Here is a 16,673-nt window from a genome sequence, read left to right as displayed (position 1 = left end):
ATGAGCGACCTCGTCAGCGTCGAGAACCTCACCATCGACTTCGCCACCAATTTTGGCGACGTCCACGCCCTGCGCGGCGTCAGCTTTTCACTAAAAGCAGGAGAGGTCCTTGGGATCGTCGGTGAATCCGGATCGGGCAAGACGGTGGCCTGCAGAGCCATCCTCAAGCTGATTGCCGGCAACGCACTGGTAAAGTCGGGCCGGATCATGTTCGAGGGCAGCGATGTCCTCGCCATGAAGGATGCCGAACTGGGCCAGCTGCGTGGCGGGCAAGCGGCGATGATCTTCCAGAACCCGTCGACGCATCTTGATCCGATCATGACGGTCGGGCGTCAGGTGGGCGAAGCGATGGTGGTCCATCAGGGCATATCCTGGCGGCAGGCCAATGCGCGGGCGGTCGGACTGCTCGAAGACATGCACATCAAGGACGCGCCAAGGCGCGCGGGCGCCTATCCTCACGAGCTATCCGGTGGCATGCGTCAGCGGGTGATGATTGCGGCGGCCCTTGCCTTCGAACCGAAACTGCTGATTGCCGACGAACCCACGACGGCACTTGATGTGACGGTGCAAGCTCAGATACTCGACCTGCTCCGCGGCATCCGGCGTGAACGCAAGCTGTCGGTCATTCTGGTCTCTCACGACCTTGGCGTGATCGCGGAAATGTGCGACCGCGTCGTCGTCATGAAGGACGGCGCGGTGCTGGAAATCGGCTCGGTCGATCAGATCCTGCGTGACCCCGCCCATGAATACACGAAGCGCCTGATCGCTTCCCAACCCTCGCTGATGAAGCCGACCACGCATGCATGCCCCGTGGCGACGGAACCGCATCTCCTGGTGAAGAACCTGTGCGTGAACTTCTACCCAGGGCAGAGCCTTGCAGCCTGGGCGACACGCAAGCCGCCGCAGATCGTGCGCGCGGTCGACAATGTTTCGCTGGCATTGCGGCGCGGTGGGGCACTGGGGATCGTCGGCGAGTCCGGTTCCGGCAAGAGCACCATAGCCCGGGCCATTGCAGGCCTGGTGCAGCCGGAACAAGGAGAGATCGAGGTGGACGGCCAATCGCTCGATCGCGCGCTAAGGCAGCGCCGACCGGAGCAGGTTCGCAAACTGCAGATGGTGTTCCAGGACCCGTTCACGTCCCTCAACCCGGCGTTTACGGTTGCGCGAACTCTGGCCGAACCGCTGCGGCAACAGAACATCTGCCCGGAAAGAGACATTCCGGAGCGGATCCGCGAGCTGATGGAAAAAGTGGAATTGCCGCGCCAGTTGCTGGACCGACGCACCACGCAGCTTTCCGGCGGCCAGCGGCAGCGCGTCGGCATCGCCAGAGCCCTGGCGCTGGAGCCGGAGATCTTGATCGCCGATGAAGTCACCTCCGCTCTGGACGTCACCATCCAGGCCCAGGTGCTCGGCCTCTTTGCGCGGCTGCGCCGCGAATTGTCGCTGACGCTGATCCTGATTTCCCACGATCTGGGCGTGGTGCGTTATCTCTGCGAGCACGTTGCGGTCATGCAGCACGGCAAGCTGGTTGAATACGGCCATACGGAAGACGTTCTGGATCGCCCGCAGCAGGCCTATACCCAAGAGTTGATCGCCGCTATCCCGAAACTCTCGCGTCGAACGAGCAGCGGAATCCAACCAGGAGACACCCCGCTACTGGCCGCCGGAAGCAAATGCTGAAGCCTTCGGGGCCGGTCTACTGTGCCGTCCAGCCGCCGTCCATCGGCAAGGTCGTGCCGGTGATCTGCCTGGCCGCATCCGAACACAGGAACAGCGTCAGCGCGGCAAGCTCGTCGACGGTGACGAATTCCTTGGTCGGCTGGGCTGCGAGCAGCACATCGTGCTTGACCTGTTCCTCGGTCATGCCGCGCGCCTTCATGGTGTCGGGAATCTGCCTTTCGACCAGCGGGGTCCAGACATAGGGTGGGCGACGCCTATTTGGCGATCTCGAGCAGGGACGATACCAGAAGCTCTCGCTCGTCTTTCGACAGAACATCCGAATCGAAGAGGTTCATGCTGCGCAATCCCTCGATGGCGAGATAGCAGATCAACAGCGATTTGAGATCCGGCGTCTCACCTTTCAGCCGCTCGAAAAGCTGCCTCTTGAAGGTCTTTATCGGCATCATGAAATCGGGATCCTCGGCGATGGCCGAGAAAATCCAGGACGCCGACGGCTGCTTTTCCTCGCAATCATTGGCTGACAGCCTGATGTAGACAGCCAGGGGATTTTCGTCCTTGGCATTTGTGCGGGCGGCTTCCAGTGCGTGCTCGAACTCACGCAGATAGCCTTCGACCAAACCTTGCATCAATTTTGCCTTGGTCGGGAAATTGTAGAGGAGCCCTCCCTTCGACACGCCGGCACGGCTGGCTACGGCATCCAGCGACAGGCTGCCTGGTCCGGATTCCCGGGCAACATCAGCCGCCGCGGCGAGAATCTTCTCGCGCGAATTCGGTCTTTGGGCTCTCATGGGGCCTCCCATCGCAAGCTTAGGCCCAATTGACAAGACCGTCCAGACGGTACAGGAAGACCGCCATTATTTGAAATCGGGACCCGCAGTCGATATGTGTCCCGATATCCGCGCTTCGCGCCGGATTTCGACTGAGGGGACTTCCTTGTTCAAGCGCATACTCCGTATCTTTATCATTGTTCTGGTTCTGGCTCTGCTCGTCGTTGTGGTCGGCGGCATCGTCGGCTTCAACTTCCTGCGCGACAACGGCATCAAGCAGTACTTCGCATCGATGAAGCCGCCGGCGGCAACCGTTTCGACGACCATCGCCAAGCCTTCGGCCTGGACGCCAGGCGTCGAGGCGATCGGTACGGTCAGGGCTGTGCGTGGTGTCGACCTGACGGTCGAGACCACCGGGATCGTCAAGGACATCCTTTTCCATGCCAACCAGAAGGTGGCCGACAATGCGGTTCTGCTGCAGCTCGATGACGCCGTCGAGCGCGCCGATCTCGACGCACAGAAAGCGCAGGCCGCGCTCGACCAGACCTCGCTGGCCCGCGCCATTGAACTGACCAGGCGTGGCGTCGGCTCCGACTCGACGCTGGACACGGCGCGTGCGGCGGCCTCGGCCTCGGCATCTCAGGTCACCAAGCTGCAGGCCGTACTCGAACAGAAGCAGCTGACGGCGCCTTTCGGCGGCACGGTGGGCATTCCCAAAATCGATATCGGCCAGTATCTGGCGCCCGGCACCGCCGTGGTGACATTGCAGGACCTCGACACGATGCGGGTCGATTTCTCGGTTCCCGAACAGCAACTCGCCTTGCTCAAGATCGGCCAGACGATTCGATTGGGCCTTGGCGGTGAGGACAGGCCATTCGCAGGCGCCATTCGCGGCATCGACCCGAAGATCGACTCGTCCAGCCGGCTGGTGAACATCCGGGCGGAAGTCGCCAATCCCGATGGCAAGCTGACCCCCGGCCAGTTCGTGCAGGTGCGTGTCGAGCTGCCCGAAGAGCAGAACGTGCTGACCCTGCCGCAGACGGCGCTGACGACAAGCCTCTATGGCGACTACATCTTCGTGGTGCAGCCGGCCAAGCCTGCCGAGGCGGCCCCAGCCAAGCCAGAGGAAAAACCCGCCGCGCCGTCAGCCGACAAATCGGCGGAAGCCAAGCCTGCGGACACCAAGCCGGCCGATGCCATGAAGCCGGCGGCTGATGCAGCCAAGCCTGCCGCCGATGCGGCAAAACCAACCGACAAGGCTGCCGATCCGGCCAAGCCGGCGGCGGAAGGTGACAAGCCCGCGCTCGTGCTGTCGCAGGTGTTCGTCAAGCCCGGCCGCCGCAATCAAGGCATGGTCGAGATCGTCGAGGGGCTGAAGGCCGGCGACGAGGTCGTCACCGCCGGCCAGAACCGCCTCTTCAACGGCATGTCCGTCGTTGTGGACAACACCATCGACCCGACCAAATCGGCGAACAAGCAGGCCGAACAGCAATGAGCTTTTCAGATCTCTTCATTCGCCGGCCTGTTCTTTCGACGGTCCTTGCCTGCATGATCCTGCTCCTGGGTTTCCAGGGCATCTTCAACCTGTCGATCCGGCAGTATCCGAAGGTCGATGAAACCGCGATCACCATCACGACGGCCTATCCAGGCGCCAGCGCCGATCTGATCCAGGGCTTCATTTCCGCCCCGATTGCCCGCGCCGTCGCCTCGACCGAAAACATCGACTACGTCACCTCGTCCAGCCGCCCGTCCTCTAGCACCGTGACCGTGCAGATGAAGCTCGGCTCGAACCCCGACGTCGCGCTGACCGAAGTCCTGTCCAAGGTCCAGGGCGTGCGCGGCACCTTGCCGGACGCATCGAAGGACCCTGTCATCGTCAAGGGCACCGGCCAGCAGTTCGCGATGATGTACATCTCGATGCAGAACCCGAACATGACGAAGGAGCAGCTGACCGAGTATATCGAGCGCGTCATCAGGCCGCGCATGTCGACGGTCGAAGGCGTCGCCGACGTGCAGATCTTCGGCGCCCAGGAATACTCGATGCGCGTCTGGATCGATCCGGTCAAGCTTGCCGCGCGCGGCGTGACGGCCTCCGAACTGCTAACGGCGATCAACAATTCCAACTTCCTGTCGGCGCCCGGCAACACCCAGAACGAGTATGTCGTTTCCTCGATCACCGTGCGCTCGACATTGCAGACGCCGGAGGCATTCGCCGAGCTGCCGCTGCGCTCGACTGACGGCAATGTGGTGCGGTTGCGCGACGTGGCTCGCGTCGAACTCGCCGCCGAGAACACCGACACCCGGGTCTCGTTCAACGGCAAGCCCGGCACCTTCCTCGCCATCTTCCCGACGCCGGCGGCCAATCCGCTGACCACGGCGGCTGCGCTCACCAAGCTGGTGCCGCAGATTCAGGAGACGCTGCCGAAAGGCATGACGATCGAGGTCGTCTACGACGCGACCGGGCAGATCAGCGCTTCGATCGAAGAGGTGTTCAAGACCATCGCCGAGGCGGTTGCCATCGTCATCGTCGTCATCCTTCTGTTCCTTGGCTCCTTCCGGTCGGTGATGATGCCGATCATCACCATCCCGTTGTCGCTGATCGGCGTCTGTTTCCTTTTGTTTGCGGTGGGCTATTCGATCAACCTGCTGTCGCTGCTGGCCATGGTGCTGGCGATCGGCCTGGTCGTCGACGACGCCATCGTGGTGGTGGAGAACATCCATCGCCATATGGAAGAAGACCACATGTCGCCGATGCAGGCCGCGTTCAGCGGTATGCGCGAAATATCGTCGGCCATCATTGCCATGACCATGACACTGGCCGCCGTGTTCGCGCCGCTGGCCTTCACCGGGGGCCTGACCGGCGCATTGTTCCGTGAATTCGCAGTCACGCTCGCCGGCTCAGTGGTGCTGTCGGGCGTCATCGCCATCACCATCACCCCGATGATGTCGGCACGCCTCCTGAAGTCCGGCACGCCGGGCCGTTTCCAGCGCATTGTCGACGGCGCCTTCGCGCGCGTCGAGCATGTCTATGAACGCGCCGTCACCGGGTCGCTCAATTATCGCCCATTGACGCTGATCATCGTGCTTGCGCTTGTCGGCGTCACCGGCTTCATGTTCACCAAGACCTCGAGCGAACTGGCGCCGGAAGAGGACCAGGGCTTTCTGCTCTCGATTGTGACAGGGCCGCGTTATGCGACCTCCGATTACACCGAGACATATGTCAACCAGATCCTCGGCCTGGTGAAGGATATTCCCGAAACACGGGCGCAGTTCTCGGCCGTCGCCTTCGGCGGCACGACAAACAGCGCCTTCGTCGGCTATGCCTTCAAGGATTGGGCGGAACGCAAGCGCAATTCGAAGGAACTGCAGGCCGACATCACGGCCCGTATCGCCAAAGTGGCTGGCGTCGAGGCCTTCGTCTTCGCGCCGCCGACGCTGCCCGGCTCTGGTGGCGGCCTGCCCATTTCCATGGTGGTGCGATCGACCGGCGCTTCCTCGGAAGTGTACGAGGTGGCCGAGCAGATCAAGAACAAGGCGCAAGCCTCCGGCCGCTTCATCGTCGTGCAGAATTCGATGGCCTATGACGCACCAGAGGTGACGGTGACCATCGACCGTGATCGCGCCGCGGCGTTGAACCTGCCGATCGCAGATATCGGCCGCACGCTGACCTTGCTGGTCGGCGGCGCCGAAGTGGCGCAGTTCGACCGTGACTCCAACAGCTACGACATCATCCCGCAGGTGCCGCAGGAGTTTCGCGACAACCCCGATAAGCTCGGCGAATACTTCGTGCGCAGCGTGACGGGCGAGATGGTGCCGCTCTCGGCGGTGGTCAAGATTTCGAACAATGCGGCGCCGGCGGCAATCGAGCAGTTCAACCAACTGAATTCGTCGACGATTTCGGCGCTTCCGTTGCCCGGCGTCACGACTGGCGACGGGCTGAAGGCGCTGGAGGACATCGCCCAGGAGAGCCTGCCCGACACCTTCTTCATCGACTATTCCGGTCAATCGCGACAGGAAAAGGAACAGGGCAACACCATCCTGATCGCTTTCGCGGCCGCCGTTGTCGTCATCTATCTGGTGCTGGCGGCGCAGTTTGAAAGCTTCCGCGACCCGCTGATCATCATGATGGCGGTGCCGCTGTCGATCTTCGGCGCGATCGTGCCGCTCAATCTCGGCCTCGGCACGCTCAACATCTACACGCAGGTCGGCCTGATCACACTGATCGGTCTGATCACCAAGCACGGCATCCTGCTGGTCGAGTTCGCCAACCAGCAGCGTGAAAAGCATGGCATGCGGCGGCGCGACGCGATCATCGCCTCGGCCAAGGTGCGCCTGCGGCCGATCCTGATGACGACAGCGGCGATGGCCCTCGGGGTGGTGCCGCTGATTACGTCCAGCGGCGCTGGTGCCGCGGCCCGCTATTCGATGGGCCTGGTCATCTTCACCGGCATCCTGGTCGGAACCCTGTTCACGCTCTTCGTTGTGCCCATGTTCTACACCTTCATCGCCAGCAAGGACCTGCCTCATTTGGCGGAGAAGCCGGATCCCAAGCTGATGCCGGCACTGCCGAGCTAAGGCGGTCGAGGAATTCCCGCTCGGAAATGGGCAGGACAAATAGATGGAAGCAAAAGAAAAGAGGCCGGGAATTTCCGGCCTCTTTTCTTTTTGGCTGGGCTCGATACCCCGGTTCGAGCTTTGCTCGATACCGCCGGTTTGCGCTGTACTCAATACCCTGGTTCGAGCTGTGCTCGATACCGCAGCGTTTTCCGGCGGGAGCCTTGAACACGGCGCGGCAGCATGCTGACGCGCCGGTCACAGCCTGCTTACTTGACGATGACGATGCTGGTGTTGGTCGCCCCGAAGGTTTCGACGAGCTGGTAGAAATCGGCGGCGTTGTCGGGGTGCAGCCGTACGCAGCCATGTGAAGCCGGCTGGCCGAGACGCTTGATCGCATAGGTCGCGTGCACCGCATAGCCGCCGCTGAAGAAGACCGAGTGCGGCATCGGGGCGTTGTCATATTTCTTCGAATACCACATTTCATGCATGCGGGTCGGCTTGAACGAGCCGGTCGGCGTCACATGGGCCCGGTCGCCGGTGGAGACTTTCCAGGCGAAGGTCGGCCGGCCGTCGACGGAGACTTCCATGATCTGCTGCGATAGCGAAACGCGCGCCACGATCTTGTTGGCGGCGTGCGCCGCACCCGAGCCGGCGCCGAGCAGCAGTGCTGCACCAGTCAAGGCAGCAGCGGTGATGTTGATAAGCTTGGCGGAAATGGCGGTATGCATGATGAAGTCCCCTCTCTCTGCCGGTTGGTCCGGCTCCAATTCGATGGCCGCTTATCCCAACGTCATGTTTCGAGAAGATTTCGCAAAATGCTCGCTTCTGTTTCGAATCTGTTTCCACTGGTAACAAACGTCCCTCTTATAGATGGGTTGGACACGCTCGGCAGGCCCCGCCAGCAAAGACCAGCGGCAGGAACATGAGTATCCGCCTTCAAACGAAAGTGCGAATTGGCATCATGTGAAAGAACAGTCGTCGACATCGAAACCAACCTGCAACAAAGCGCGGCTCCAAGCGGCATGATCCGGATACGGGGTGCGAGCAAAGTTGACGCAACGAAAACAGCCGGAAACGAACATGGGAACGAAATCGAACGCGCTGTCCTGGCTTCTCAGGATCAGCATCGCGGCGGCGGTCATCGGCGGCGTCGGCACGGTTGCCGGCACCCCGCTGACAAGCCTCGGCGCGATGACATCAGGCGAGATTTCGACGCTGCATGCCGCACTGTTTTTCGCCACGGTCTGGATTGTTTCCAGCCTGCGCATCGCCCGGCTAAAGGCCCTCTGGCGGGTCGGCCTTAGGCTGACGGGTTTGCGCGGCGCCTCCGGCAACTTGCTGCCGAGAGGACCGAAGGCCCGCGCCGCGACGGGGGGCTCCGTGGGCGGCGCGGGCACTTCGGGGGTATCCTGAAGAGACCCGCAACAGGTTCATTTTTGAAGAATTGGCATGGGGAACTGCGACGATGAAAACGAAATTCGCTGCTTCGGTGCTTTCCGCACTGCTTTACGCCCAGGGCCTGCTCGGCTTTGCCGGTCTTGCTACCGTGCTGCTCAGGGACCGCGCCCATGCAAGCGAACTCACCATGGGCAGTGACATGCCGGTGGGGCCATCGCTTCTGCTGGTTCGCTGAGCGTCAAGAGCATCGGGCCCAGAGATGGAAAAACCGATGCCTGACAAAAGGGATTGCGCCAGTACCCGGCGGTCAGTCGGCGAATTGCCGCGGCGGATCGAACCGGTAGCCGGCGCCACGTATTGTGGTGATGGTGTCGGTGTCGAGCTTGCGGCGCAGCCGCACGATGCGCGAATCGATCGAGCGATCGAAGGCGTCGGCGTTTTCGGCCGGTGCCGCGGCGATGATGTCGTCGCGCGTGAGCACCTTGCGCGGACTGGCCAGGAACAACCTGAGCAGCGCCACCTGGCCGGGCGAAAGCTGTTCCTCGGAGCCGGAACGATGCATGACCATGGCCGATCTCAGATCGACGGTCGCGTTCTCCAGCACGATCAGTTCCTGGGTGCCCCTGCCGCGGCGCGAAAGCAGGCCGCCTACACGAGCGGCCAGTTCACGGACATTGAGCGGACTCTCGACGACGTCGGCCGCACCAAGCTCCAGCGCCAGCACCTTGTCGACGAGATCCGCCGGCCGGCAGATCAAGATGAAATCCGGCCCGCCCTCGCCGCCTCCTGCTTGGTCGCCATAACGTCTGAGCAGATCCCGCCCCTCCGCCTGGCTGAGGCTGTCGCCGACGACGACGACGTCGATGCCCTTTCCCGACAGCAGCGATTCGGCCTCCCAGGGCTGACGTGCCTGATGCACGTCGTGGCCGCGCCGCTCGAGATGGTCGGCGAGTTCGGTCGCCACCACTTCGGCTACCGAAACGAGCGCAATAACGGATCGTGCGGCCATCTTTTCCAACCGTTCCCTGGCAACCCGGATATGAGTGCTGGACATGATGTTTATACCCAATCTACTTTCCACTGAAAGTGGGAGCGAAAGCATCGTGCGGGCAAGAATTGTCATAGTCGAGGATGAGCCCGACCTCAGGGACGCGGTCGCCGAATATCTTGGCGCATCCGGCTATGACGTGGCCACCGCTGAAAGTGCTGCCGCGGCGCGCAGCCTCGTTGAAACGCAATCGTTTCATCTCGCCATTCTCGACATCGCCATGCCCGGCGAGGACGGCCTCTCGCTCGGCCGCTGGCTGCGTTCGAAACTGCCGATCGGCATCATCTATGCCACCGCGGCCGGCACCGCGCTCGACCGTATCGTCGGGCTGGAACTCGGTGCCGACGACTACATCGTCAAGCCCTACGAATTGCGCGAAGTGCTGGCCAGGGTCCGCAGCGTGTTGCGCCGCGTTCCCCAGCCGAAGGAACTCCAGGACAAGAAAGCCGGGACGGATCGCCGTTCCGTTGCCTTCGGCCCCTTTCAGGCCGACCTTGACGGCAGGCTGGTCACCGGCGCCAATGGCGCGGTGATCGACATGGCCAAGAGTGAGTTCGACGTGCTGGAGATTTTCCTCACCCGCGCCAACCGGCTGCTGACCCGCGCCGCTATCTCCGAGGCGATCGGTTTCACCGAAGATCCGGAATCGTCGCGCGCCGTCGACATCCGCATCATGCGGCTGCGCAAAAAGATCGAGGCCGATCCCGCCAATCCGAAATTCCTGCGCACGGTACGCGGCGAGGGCTATATCTTCTCGCTGCCGACCGGCGACGGCAACTGAGCACCGGGCCAGAAGGATTCGGTTGCTCGCCAGCCGGAATTGGCACGACTCCGAATTGGCGCGACTCCGGAATGACAGCACAAGATGATCGCTGAAGCAGCAAGCACCGATATGCAAGGGTTCAGGCAGGGCGCGGCGATGGCGGCCGTGCGCGTCGTTCGCCGGCTGCGCGAGGCCGGCGACTGGCAGCGCGAGATGGACGGCATACTGGAAACGCTCTGCCGGGCCATGGATTGCCAGCGCGGCATCCTGTTTCGCTTGCGCGAACTGCCAGGCCAGGGCTTCGCCCAATCCGTCGCCGCCTATTGGATCGACCCTCTTTTCGGCGGCGAACTGGCGTCGCCAACCGTCATCATGCAATCGATCGTCAATTCCGACCCCCTGCTGGAGCGGCTTGCCGAGGACGAGAGGCAAGGCAAGATCTTCGCCGGCCATACGCGCGACCTCGAAGGTTTCCTGAGGACCGATTTCGAGAAGCAGAACATCAAGTCGTTCCTCTCGGTCTCGGTCTTCGCGCATGGCCATCTCTGGGGCACGCTGGCGGTCAATGACTGCGTCAGCGAGCGTGCATGGACCGACGAGGAAGAGGCGACGCTGCACATCATCGCGCTCGCTATCGGCGACGCTATCGAGCGCTCGCCCTCCGACGCCCATGCCAGCGAGGTCATTCGCCGGACTATGCTGCAGGCCTCGCTTGATGCCATCGTCGTCATCGACGAGACCGGCTCGATCATCGAATTCAATCCGGCCGCCGAGAAGATGTTCGGCTTCCAGCGCAGCGACATTCTCGGCAAGGATCTGCTCGATACGATCGTGCCGATCTACTACCGCAAGGGCTATGCTTCGGGGGCCGAATACATGTCCGGCCGCGGCGCGCCGATGGTCGGCCAAAGGCTCGAGACGGTGACCCAGAATGCTGCCGGCGAAGTGTTCCCGATCGAGCTGACGGCGACCGAGATGCGGGTCGCCGACCGCCGCCTGATCTTCGGCTCCATCCGCGACCTGCGCGACAAATTGCGTGCGGAGGAAGAAATCGGCCGGCAGCGCGAGAAGCTGCACCAGAACGAGAAGATGGCGGCGATGGGTTCGTTGCTGGCCGGCGTATCGCACGAGCTCAACAATCCCCTGGCAGTGGTTGTGGCGCAATCGACGCTGCTGCACGAATTCGCTTCCGATCCGCAGACCAAGGTGCGCGCCGAGAAGGTGCGCGCCGCGGCCGAGCGCTGCGGCCGCATCGTCAAGAGCTTCCTGTCGATGGTCCGCCTCCATCCCGCGGCACAGGCCGAGACCGACCTCAACCAGGTGATCCGGTCGGCACTCGAAGTGACCGCTTATGGCGCGCGCTCAAGCGGCATCGTCATCGACACCGATTTCGCCGCCGGCCCGCTGCTGGCCATGGCAGACGCCGACCATGTGACGCAGGTAGCGGCCAACTTCCTCATCAACAGCCAGCACGCCTTGGCTGGCATTGCCGGTGACCGGCTGATCAAGGTGCGGACGTTCCGCAGCGACCGCGGTCACCCCTGCTTCTCGGTCGAGGACAATGGGCCCGGCGTGCCGGAAGCGATCCGCGGCCGCATCTTCGAATCCTATTTCACCACCAAGCCGGTCGGCGTCGGCACCGGCATCGGCCTGTCGATCTCGAAATCGATCATCGAGCGGCACAATGGCAATGTCTGGTTCGAGGAAGTGCTCCCGAGAGGCGCGCGTTTCGTCGTCCAGCTGCCGGCCATCGTGGCCGGCCTCGCCACCGCCGGCGATAACCAGCCGCGATCAAGCGGCCTGCGCCATGCCTTGATCATCGATGACGAGCCGGATGTCGCCGGCTCGCTTTCCGACATTCTCGAACTGATGGGCATCAAGTCGCGGATCGTTCCTGTCTGGGAATCGGCCGCCGCCACGTTGAGCGGCCACATGCCGCCGGACATCGTCTTTTCGGACCTGCGCATGCCCGGCGTCAGCGGCATATCGATCTATCGCGAGCTGCTCGCCGAAAAGCCTGACCTGGCGCGGCGTTTCGTGCTGGTTACAGGCGACCTGATCGGTGCGAAAGCCGAAATCGAGGCCCTGCCGGCACAGCAGCGGCCGCAGATCCTGGAAAAGCCGTTCAGCACGCTGGATGTGCGCAGTGTTCTGTCCGCCATTGCCGAACAGGCGGCCTTTAAAGGATAAAAAAGAGGCCCCCGGGGGCGGGGGCCGAAGAAGAGCGCGCTGGAGGGAGCGCTCGGGGAGTCCAGAGCATGATCCCAAAACGGGAACGGTTTCGGATCAGGCTTCGACAAAATCAGAAAATATTCGGCGTGTCGGCCAACGGTGCGGCAGTGGCGATCATGCGGATGGCGCGGCTCTTGTGTGTTCCGGACTGTTCGGCGATTGCGCGCAGGCAGTCGATACTCTCGGCACCCCAGGTCTGGCCCTTGCAGGCGAAGTCGGTCACCGGTACCGGCAGACGCGCGGTCCTGGTCGTCGTCTGCGCGCCGTCGATGAGATTGGACGGCGGATTCAACGAAGCGAAGGCCGGCCCGATTGTCGGCGTGAACGCCATGCCGACGAAGGCGCAAGCAGCCAGCACCATGAACATCGCCATGGGGTGGTCGCTGGCCCGCTGGCGCAGCGCCAGTTTCGGACGGCGGTCATTGCGCTCTGGAGCCTGAAGGCGGCTCTCGCCGCGGATCGTCTGGATTTTCGCATGCATTGCCTTCCCCTTCGCTGAGTTTCTTTTGGCGGTGAAATGAACTTATCCGCACTTTGTAACGACGATGGGGTGGCGAAGGACTGGCACTGTAACTCATTCGAAACAGCATTCGGGCGAAGTCGGGCAAAATCGGGCATAGCTTCGACGGCGCTCGGGCTTGAGGCGCAACATGACCCGATCTTGCCAAACAGTTTTTCGAAAAGACCAGGCTCAGACCGAAGCTTGAAGCTCGGCAATGATCTTGTGCGCGGCGATACGCCCGGCAATGATGGCGCCCTCGACATACCCCGGAAACGACGGCGAGAGTTCTGAACAGGCGAGATACACCGGCGGTGCGCCGGCAAGGATCGTCCGCTCGGCATCTCTTGCTGTCACGTCGACAACAAGATCGCTGTACGCGCCGCCGCTCCAGCGATCTCCTACCCAGTCACGCAAACTGAAATCGATGACATCACCGGCACTCCGGCCAAGGGCTGCCTCCAACCGGCCGGTCACCTCCGCACGCAGTTCCGGCTCGCCGAGGTCGCGCCAGCGCAGCGCGAGCGACCCGCCGACGAACACGACGAGCGCGGCATGCTCCGCATCCTTGCCGGCGTCGCAGGCAAACAGCCCCGGCGGATCGAGCCACATCACCATGCCGTTCAAATCCCGCCCGCGCCAAAACGGTTTGGCATAGCGCACCAGGATCTTGATAGCCGCGCCGCTTTTCCAGGCGCCGAGCGCCCGCCCCAGTCGGGCTGGCAAGGCGGGAGCAAAGGCGAGCTCCGTAACCGTCGCCGGCGGGACGGCAACCAGGACCGCGCGCGCCTCGATGGCACCCCCGGCCGAAACGACAAGAACACCTTGTGAACTGTGCTCGATGCGCGTGACCGGCTCGCTCAGCCGCAACCGATCGCCAAGGTCGCGGGCCAGATCGTCGGCCAGTGAATGCATGGTTTCGCGCACGAAATATTGCAGCTCCGGCACCTCGTTGGTGACGCGTCGGTCATTGTCGATCAGATACCAGAGAGGAATCTGGTCCAGCGCCATGCACCAGAGACCTTCGATCATCGAACGGAAGACGGCCCTGGCGTCGGCCGAATCGCGCTGGCGGGCAAGCCAGTCGGCAACGGTCAGTCCGGCAATCGAGACGTCGTCCGGATCGATCCCGTTCATGCGCTCGCGGATTGCCATTGCCGCGTCATAGATCCGCTCTGCTCGTTGTACGGACATCGTCGGCTGGGTGATGAAATCGCCATCGACATAGGTTTCAACCAGCGTCTTGCCGCGCGCCTCGATCAGCGCCATCAATTCCGGCATGTCCTCGCACAGGAACTGGCCGCCACTATCGATCCGTTCGCCAAGTCCGTTCAGTCGGGACTCGACGCGTCCGCCGACCCGGTCGCGTGCTTCGAGCAGAATGAAATCGATGTCGGCCTTCTTCATCTCGAGCGCCGCCGACAGGCCTGTGAAACCCGCACCGACGATGACGACATCGGTTCGCTCGAATTCGCCGCCCTCATCCGTGAAGGTCTTCAGCATTGCCGGCTATCCACCCAATCGCATCCGGCTTCCACCGACGAAGTATGTCCTTGTCGACATATGCCGGCGGGCCGCACACGCCATGCCGCAGGCTGTCTCTAACCTATCGTTTTCTCGAGCATATTGAGCCAGTTGCGATAGGCGATTTTTTCGATCAGTGCGCGGCCGAAACCGCGTGCCGCCAATGCATCGATCAGCTTCGGCAGGCCGGCGACATCCCCGATGACGGCCGGGATCATGGCGCCGTCGAAATCGGAGCCAAGACCAACGCCGTCCTCACCCAGCGCCTGCAGCAGCGAATCGATATGCCGCACCATGATGTCGAGGCTTGTGTCGGCATTCATGCGACCATCCTCGCGCAGGAAGCCGGTTGCGAAGTTCAGCCCGACCATGCCGCCGGTTTCGCGAATCGCGCCGAGCTGCCAGTCGGTCAAGTTGCGCGAATGGCCGCATATCGCGTGCACGTTGGAATGGGTCGCGACCAGCGGCGCATCGCTGAGCGCCGCGACATCGCGAAAGCCCTTCTCGTTGAGATGCGAGAGGTCGATCATGATCTTCAGCTGGTTGCAGGCCTTGACCAGCGCCTTGCCGGCATCGGTGAGGCCGGGGCCGGTGTCGGGCGAGGACGGGAAGCGGAACGGCACGCCGTGGCCGAAGGCGTTCGGCCGGCTCCAGACGATGCCGAGCGAGCGCAGGCCGGCTTCATGCAGCACGTCGAGCATGGTGAGCTCGGGATCGATCGCCTCGACCCCTTCGATGTGGAACACCGCGGCGATCGAGCCTTGCGCCATGGCACCGCGCACATCGCCGGCGCTGCGGCAGACGGTGAGCGCTCCGGCCCGTTCCAGCCTGAACAGGATCGAGGCCATCGCGATGGTCGAGGTCAGCGCCTCATTGCGCGGAACCTCGGGCGGCAGCGGCTCGGCGGCACTCGGCGCCAGGGGCACGGCGCCGCGCCTGGATTTCTCGACAGGCGGCGGAAAGATGGCGAACATGCCGCCGGCGAAGCCGCCGGCTTTGGCACGCGGCAGGTCGATATGGCCGCCCGATTTCCCCTCTATGAACAGCTTTTCGACATCCGTGTCTTTCGACTGGTAGAGTCTGAGCAACGTATCGTTGTGGCCGTCGAAGACGGGAACGAGATCGGTTTCGGTCATAGGGGGATCATTCGGTTCGTTTGTCGGCAAGGGGCTGAGATATATCATATCGACTTAGGCAGGATGCGCTACCCGCACAAATGCCAAAGTCATCCCCGTGGGGATCGCAGCCGCTTTCCGCACCGTTTCCAAGCGACGAAACCCCTATTGCTTCAGCACGTCGGCCCATTCCAGATGGCGGCGAAACTGGGCGTTGGCGAACGGGCAGAGCGGGATGATCTTCTTACCCGCCGCACGCGCATCCTCGACGGCGCGGGTGACGAGGCGAAGCCCGGCACCCTGGCCGCGAAAGACGTCCGGCACCTCGGTGTGGTCGATGATGATCTGGTGCTCACCGATCTTGGTGAAGGTCATCTCGGCCTCGGCGCCATCGGGTCCACGCAGGACATAGCGGCCCTTGGAACCGCGATCCTCAAGTTCGATCTCAGGCAGTTGGTCAGGCATCGCTATGCTCCTTGGGCAGCATCGGCAAAGAACCGCCGTGCCGCCTCGATCTCGTTTGGCCGCACCTCGTGCCCGCCATCGTGCCATTCCACTGTGACATCGGCGCCGTCGGCACGCAAATATGCCTCGAGCCGCGTGGTCAGGTTCGGCGGGCAGATCGGGTCGCGCTTGCCGGCGGTCATCAGAATATGGCGGCCGGCGAGACTGCCCTTCACCTGCGGCTCGAACGGGATCAGCGGATGCATCAACACCGACGCGCCGAACAGCGCTGGAACCGCGAACACCACCGAGGCCAGGACATTCGCGCCGTTGGAATAGCCGAGACCCAGCACGGCCGATGGCTTCGCTGCTTCGACATGGGCTTTGACGAAGCCCGCCATCCTGATCGTCGCCCGTGCCAGATCCTCCATGTCGTAGACGCCCTCGCCGGTGCGGCGAAAGAAGCGCGCGGCACCTTGTTCGGACACATCGCCGCGCGGCGAGATGATGGTTGCCTGGGGCGCGAGATCGCGCCCCAGCGACAGAAGCTGGTTCTCATCGCCTCCAGTGCCATGGAAGACGAACAGCAGCGGACCGCCCGGCGAACCGGGCAGCAGCTTGTGGATGTAAGCGTCCTTGCTCATGA

At 62.8% G+C, this 16,673-nt stretch carries 15 protein-coding genes and 1 pseudogene; 7 read left to right on the top strand and 9 right to left on the bottom strand.

What is annotated here, in order from left to right:
- A complete protein-coding gene (locus tag EJ079_RS12385) occupies nucleotides 1-1,680 on the top strand; it encodes an ABC transporter ATP-binding protein (RefSeq protein ID WP_127809098.1) in 1,680 nt (559 codons plus the stop codon).
- A 16-nt stretch (nucleotides 1,681-1,696) separates the two neighbouring features.
- Here the strand turns inward: EJ079_RS12385 and EJ079_RS12380 are convergent.
- Both EJ079_RS12380 and EJ079_RS12375 read right to left on the bottom strand, forming a co-directional pair.
- A pseudogene (locus tag EJ079_RS12380) lies at nucleotides 1,697-1,921 on the bottom strand (SDR family oxidoreductase); the annotation flags it as partial.
- Nucleotides 1,922-1,934: 13 nt separating this feature from the next.
- Nucleotides 1,935-2,468 (bottom strand): TetR/AcrR family transcriptional regulator, encoded by a 534-nt coding sequence (locus tag EJ079_RS12375; RefSeq protein ID WP_127809097.1) that lies wholly within the window; start codon nucleotides 2,466-2,468, stop codon nucleotides 1,935-1,937.
- A gap of 145 nt (nucleotides 2,469-2,613) precedes the next feature.
- Here EJ079_RS12375 and EJ079_RS12370 point away from each other — a divergent pair, with 145 nt between their 5' ends.
- On the top strand, nucleotides 2,614-3,942 hold the full coding sequence (locus EJ079_RS12370; protein ID WP_127382765.1) for an efflux RND transporter periplasmic adaptor subunit: 1,329 nt from the start codon (nucleotides 2,614-2,616) through the stop codon (nucleotides 3,940-3,942).
- Nucleotides 3,939-7,022: an efflux RND transporter permease subunit gene (locus EJ079_RS12365; RefSeq protein ID WP_127395725.1), complete on the top strand. Its 3,084-nt coding sequence runs from the start codon at nucleotides 3,939-3,941 to the stop codon at nucleotides 7,020-7,022. The genes EJ079_RS12370 and EJ079_RS12365 overlap by 4 nt, the downstream gene beginning before the upstream one ends.
- Nucleotides 7,023-7,270: 248 nt before the next feature.
- Here the strand turns inward: EJ079_RS12365 and EJ079_RS12360 are convergent, their stop codons facing one another.
- Nucleotides 7,271-7,732: a L,D-transpeptidase gene (locus EJ079_RS12360; protein WP_023811018.1), complete on the bottom strand. Its 462-nt coding sequence runs from the start codon at nucleotides 7,730-7,732 to the stop codon at nucleotides 7,271-7,273.
- A gap of 352 nt (nucleotides 7,733-8,084) precedes the next feature.
- Here EJ079_RS12360 and EJ079_RS12355 point away from each other — a divergent pair, with 352 nt between their 5' ends.
- Both EJ079_RS12355 and EJ079_RS12350 read left to right on the top strand, forming a co-directional pair.
- Nucleotides 8,085-8,417 carry a hypothetical protein gene (locus tag EJ079_RS12355; RefSeq protein ID WP_023811017.1) on the top strand — a complete coding sequence of 111 codons (333 nt, stop codon included), beginning with the start codon at nucleotides 8,085-8,087 and terminating at the stop codon, nucleotides 8,415-8,417.
- Between the two features lie 52 nt (nucleotides 8,418-8,469).
- A complete protein-coding gene (locus tag EJ079_RS12350) occupies nucleotides 8,470-8,637 on the top strand; it encodes a hypothetical protein (protein ID WP_081738724.1) in 168 nt (55 codons plus the stop codon).
- Nucleotides 8,638-8,709: 72 nt separating this feature from the next.
- Here the strand turns inward: EJ079_RS12350 and EJ079_RS12345 are convergent, their stop codons facing one another.
- Nucleotides 8,710-9,411, bottom strand: a complete 702-nt coding sequence (locus tag EJ079_RS12345; RefSeq protein WP_127395729.1) for a response regulator transcription factor — start codon at nucleotides 9,409-9,411, stop codon at nucleotides 8,710-8,712.
- A 46-nt stretch (nucleotides 9,412-9,457) separates the two neighbouring features.
- On the opposite strand from EJ079_RS12345, the gene EJ079_RS12340 reads away from it, so the two are divergent.
- Nucleotides 9,458-10,231 (top strand): response regulator transcription factor, encoded by a 774-nt coding sequence (locus EJ079_RS12340; RefSeq protein WP_174800345.1) that lies wholly within the window; start codon nucleotides 9,458-9,460, stop codon nucleotides 10,229-10,231.
- 84 nt (nucleotides 10,232-10,315) lie between these two features.
- On the top strand, nucleotides 10,316-12,403 hold the full coding sequence (locus EJ079_RS12335; RefSeq protein WP_164873775.1) for an ATP-binding protein: 2,088 nt from the start codon (nucleotides 10,316-10,318) through the stop codon (nucleotides 12,401-12,403).
- A gap of 112 nt (nucleotides 12,404-12,515) precedes the next feature.
- Here the strand turns inward: EJ079_RS12335 and EJ079_RS12330 are convergent, their stop codons facing one another.
- The 5 genes from EJ079_RS12330 to EJ079_RS12310 form a co-directional block, all read right to left on the bottom strand.
- Nucleotides 12,516-12,926, bottom strand: coding sequence for a hypothetical protein (locus tag EJ079_RS12330; protein WP_127271289.1), 411 nt, complete (start codon nucleotides 12,924-12,926; stop codon nucleotides 12,516-12,518).
- A gap of 210 nt (nucleotides 12,927-13,136) precedes the next feature.
- Nucleotides 13,137-14,447, bottom strand: a complete 1,311-nt coding sequence (locus EJ079_RS12325; protein WP_127809096.1) for a flavin monoamine oxidase family protein — start codon at nucleotides 14,445-14,447, stop codon at nucleotides 13,137-13,139.
- A gap of 98 nt (nucleotides 14,448-14,545) precedes the next feature.
- Nucleotides 14,546-15,604, bottom strand: a complete 1,059-nt coding sequence (locus EJ079_RS12320; RefSeq protein ID WP_127268955.1) for a dipeptidase — start codon at nucleotides 15,602-15,604, stop codon at nucleotides 14,546-14,548.
- A 144-nt stretch (nucleotides 15,605-15,748) separates the two neighbouring features.
- Complete coding sequence (locus EJ079_RS12315) at nucleotides 15,749-16,048, bottom strand: GNAT family N-acetyltransferase (RefSeq protein ID WP_127397679.1); 300 nt, start codon at nucleotides 16,046-16,048, stop codon at nucleotides 15,749-15,751.
- Nucleotides 16,049-16,050: 2 nt separating this feature from the next.
- Entirely contained in the window at nucleotides 16,051-16,671 is a 621-nt protein-coding gene (locus EJ079_RS12310; protein WP_127330369.1) for an alpha/beta hydrolase, read from the bottom strand.
- Nucleotides 16,672-16,673 lie beyond the last annotated feature (2 nt).

Source organism: Mesorhizobium sp. M7A.F.Ce.TU.012.03.2.1, from assembly GCF_004006095.1.
Taxonomy (GTDB): domain Bacteria; phylum Pseudomonadota; class Alphaproteobacteria; order Rhizobiales; family Rhizobiaceae; genus Mesorhizobium.
This window is presented reverse-complemented; position numbering and strand designations above follow the sequence as displayed.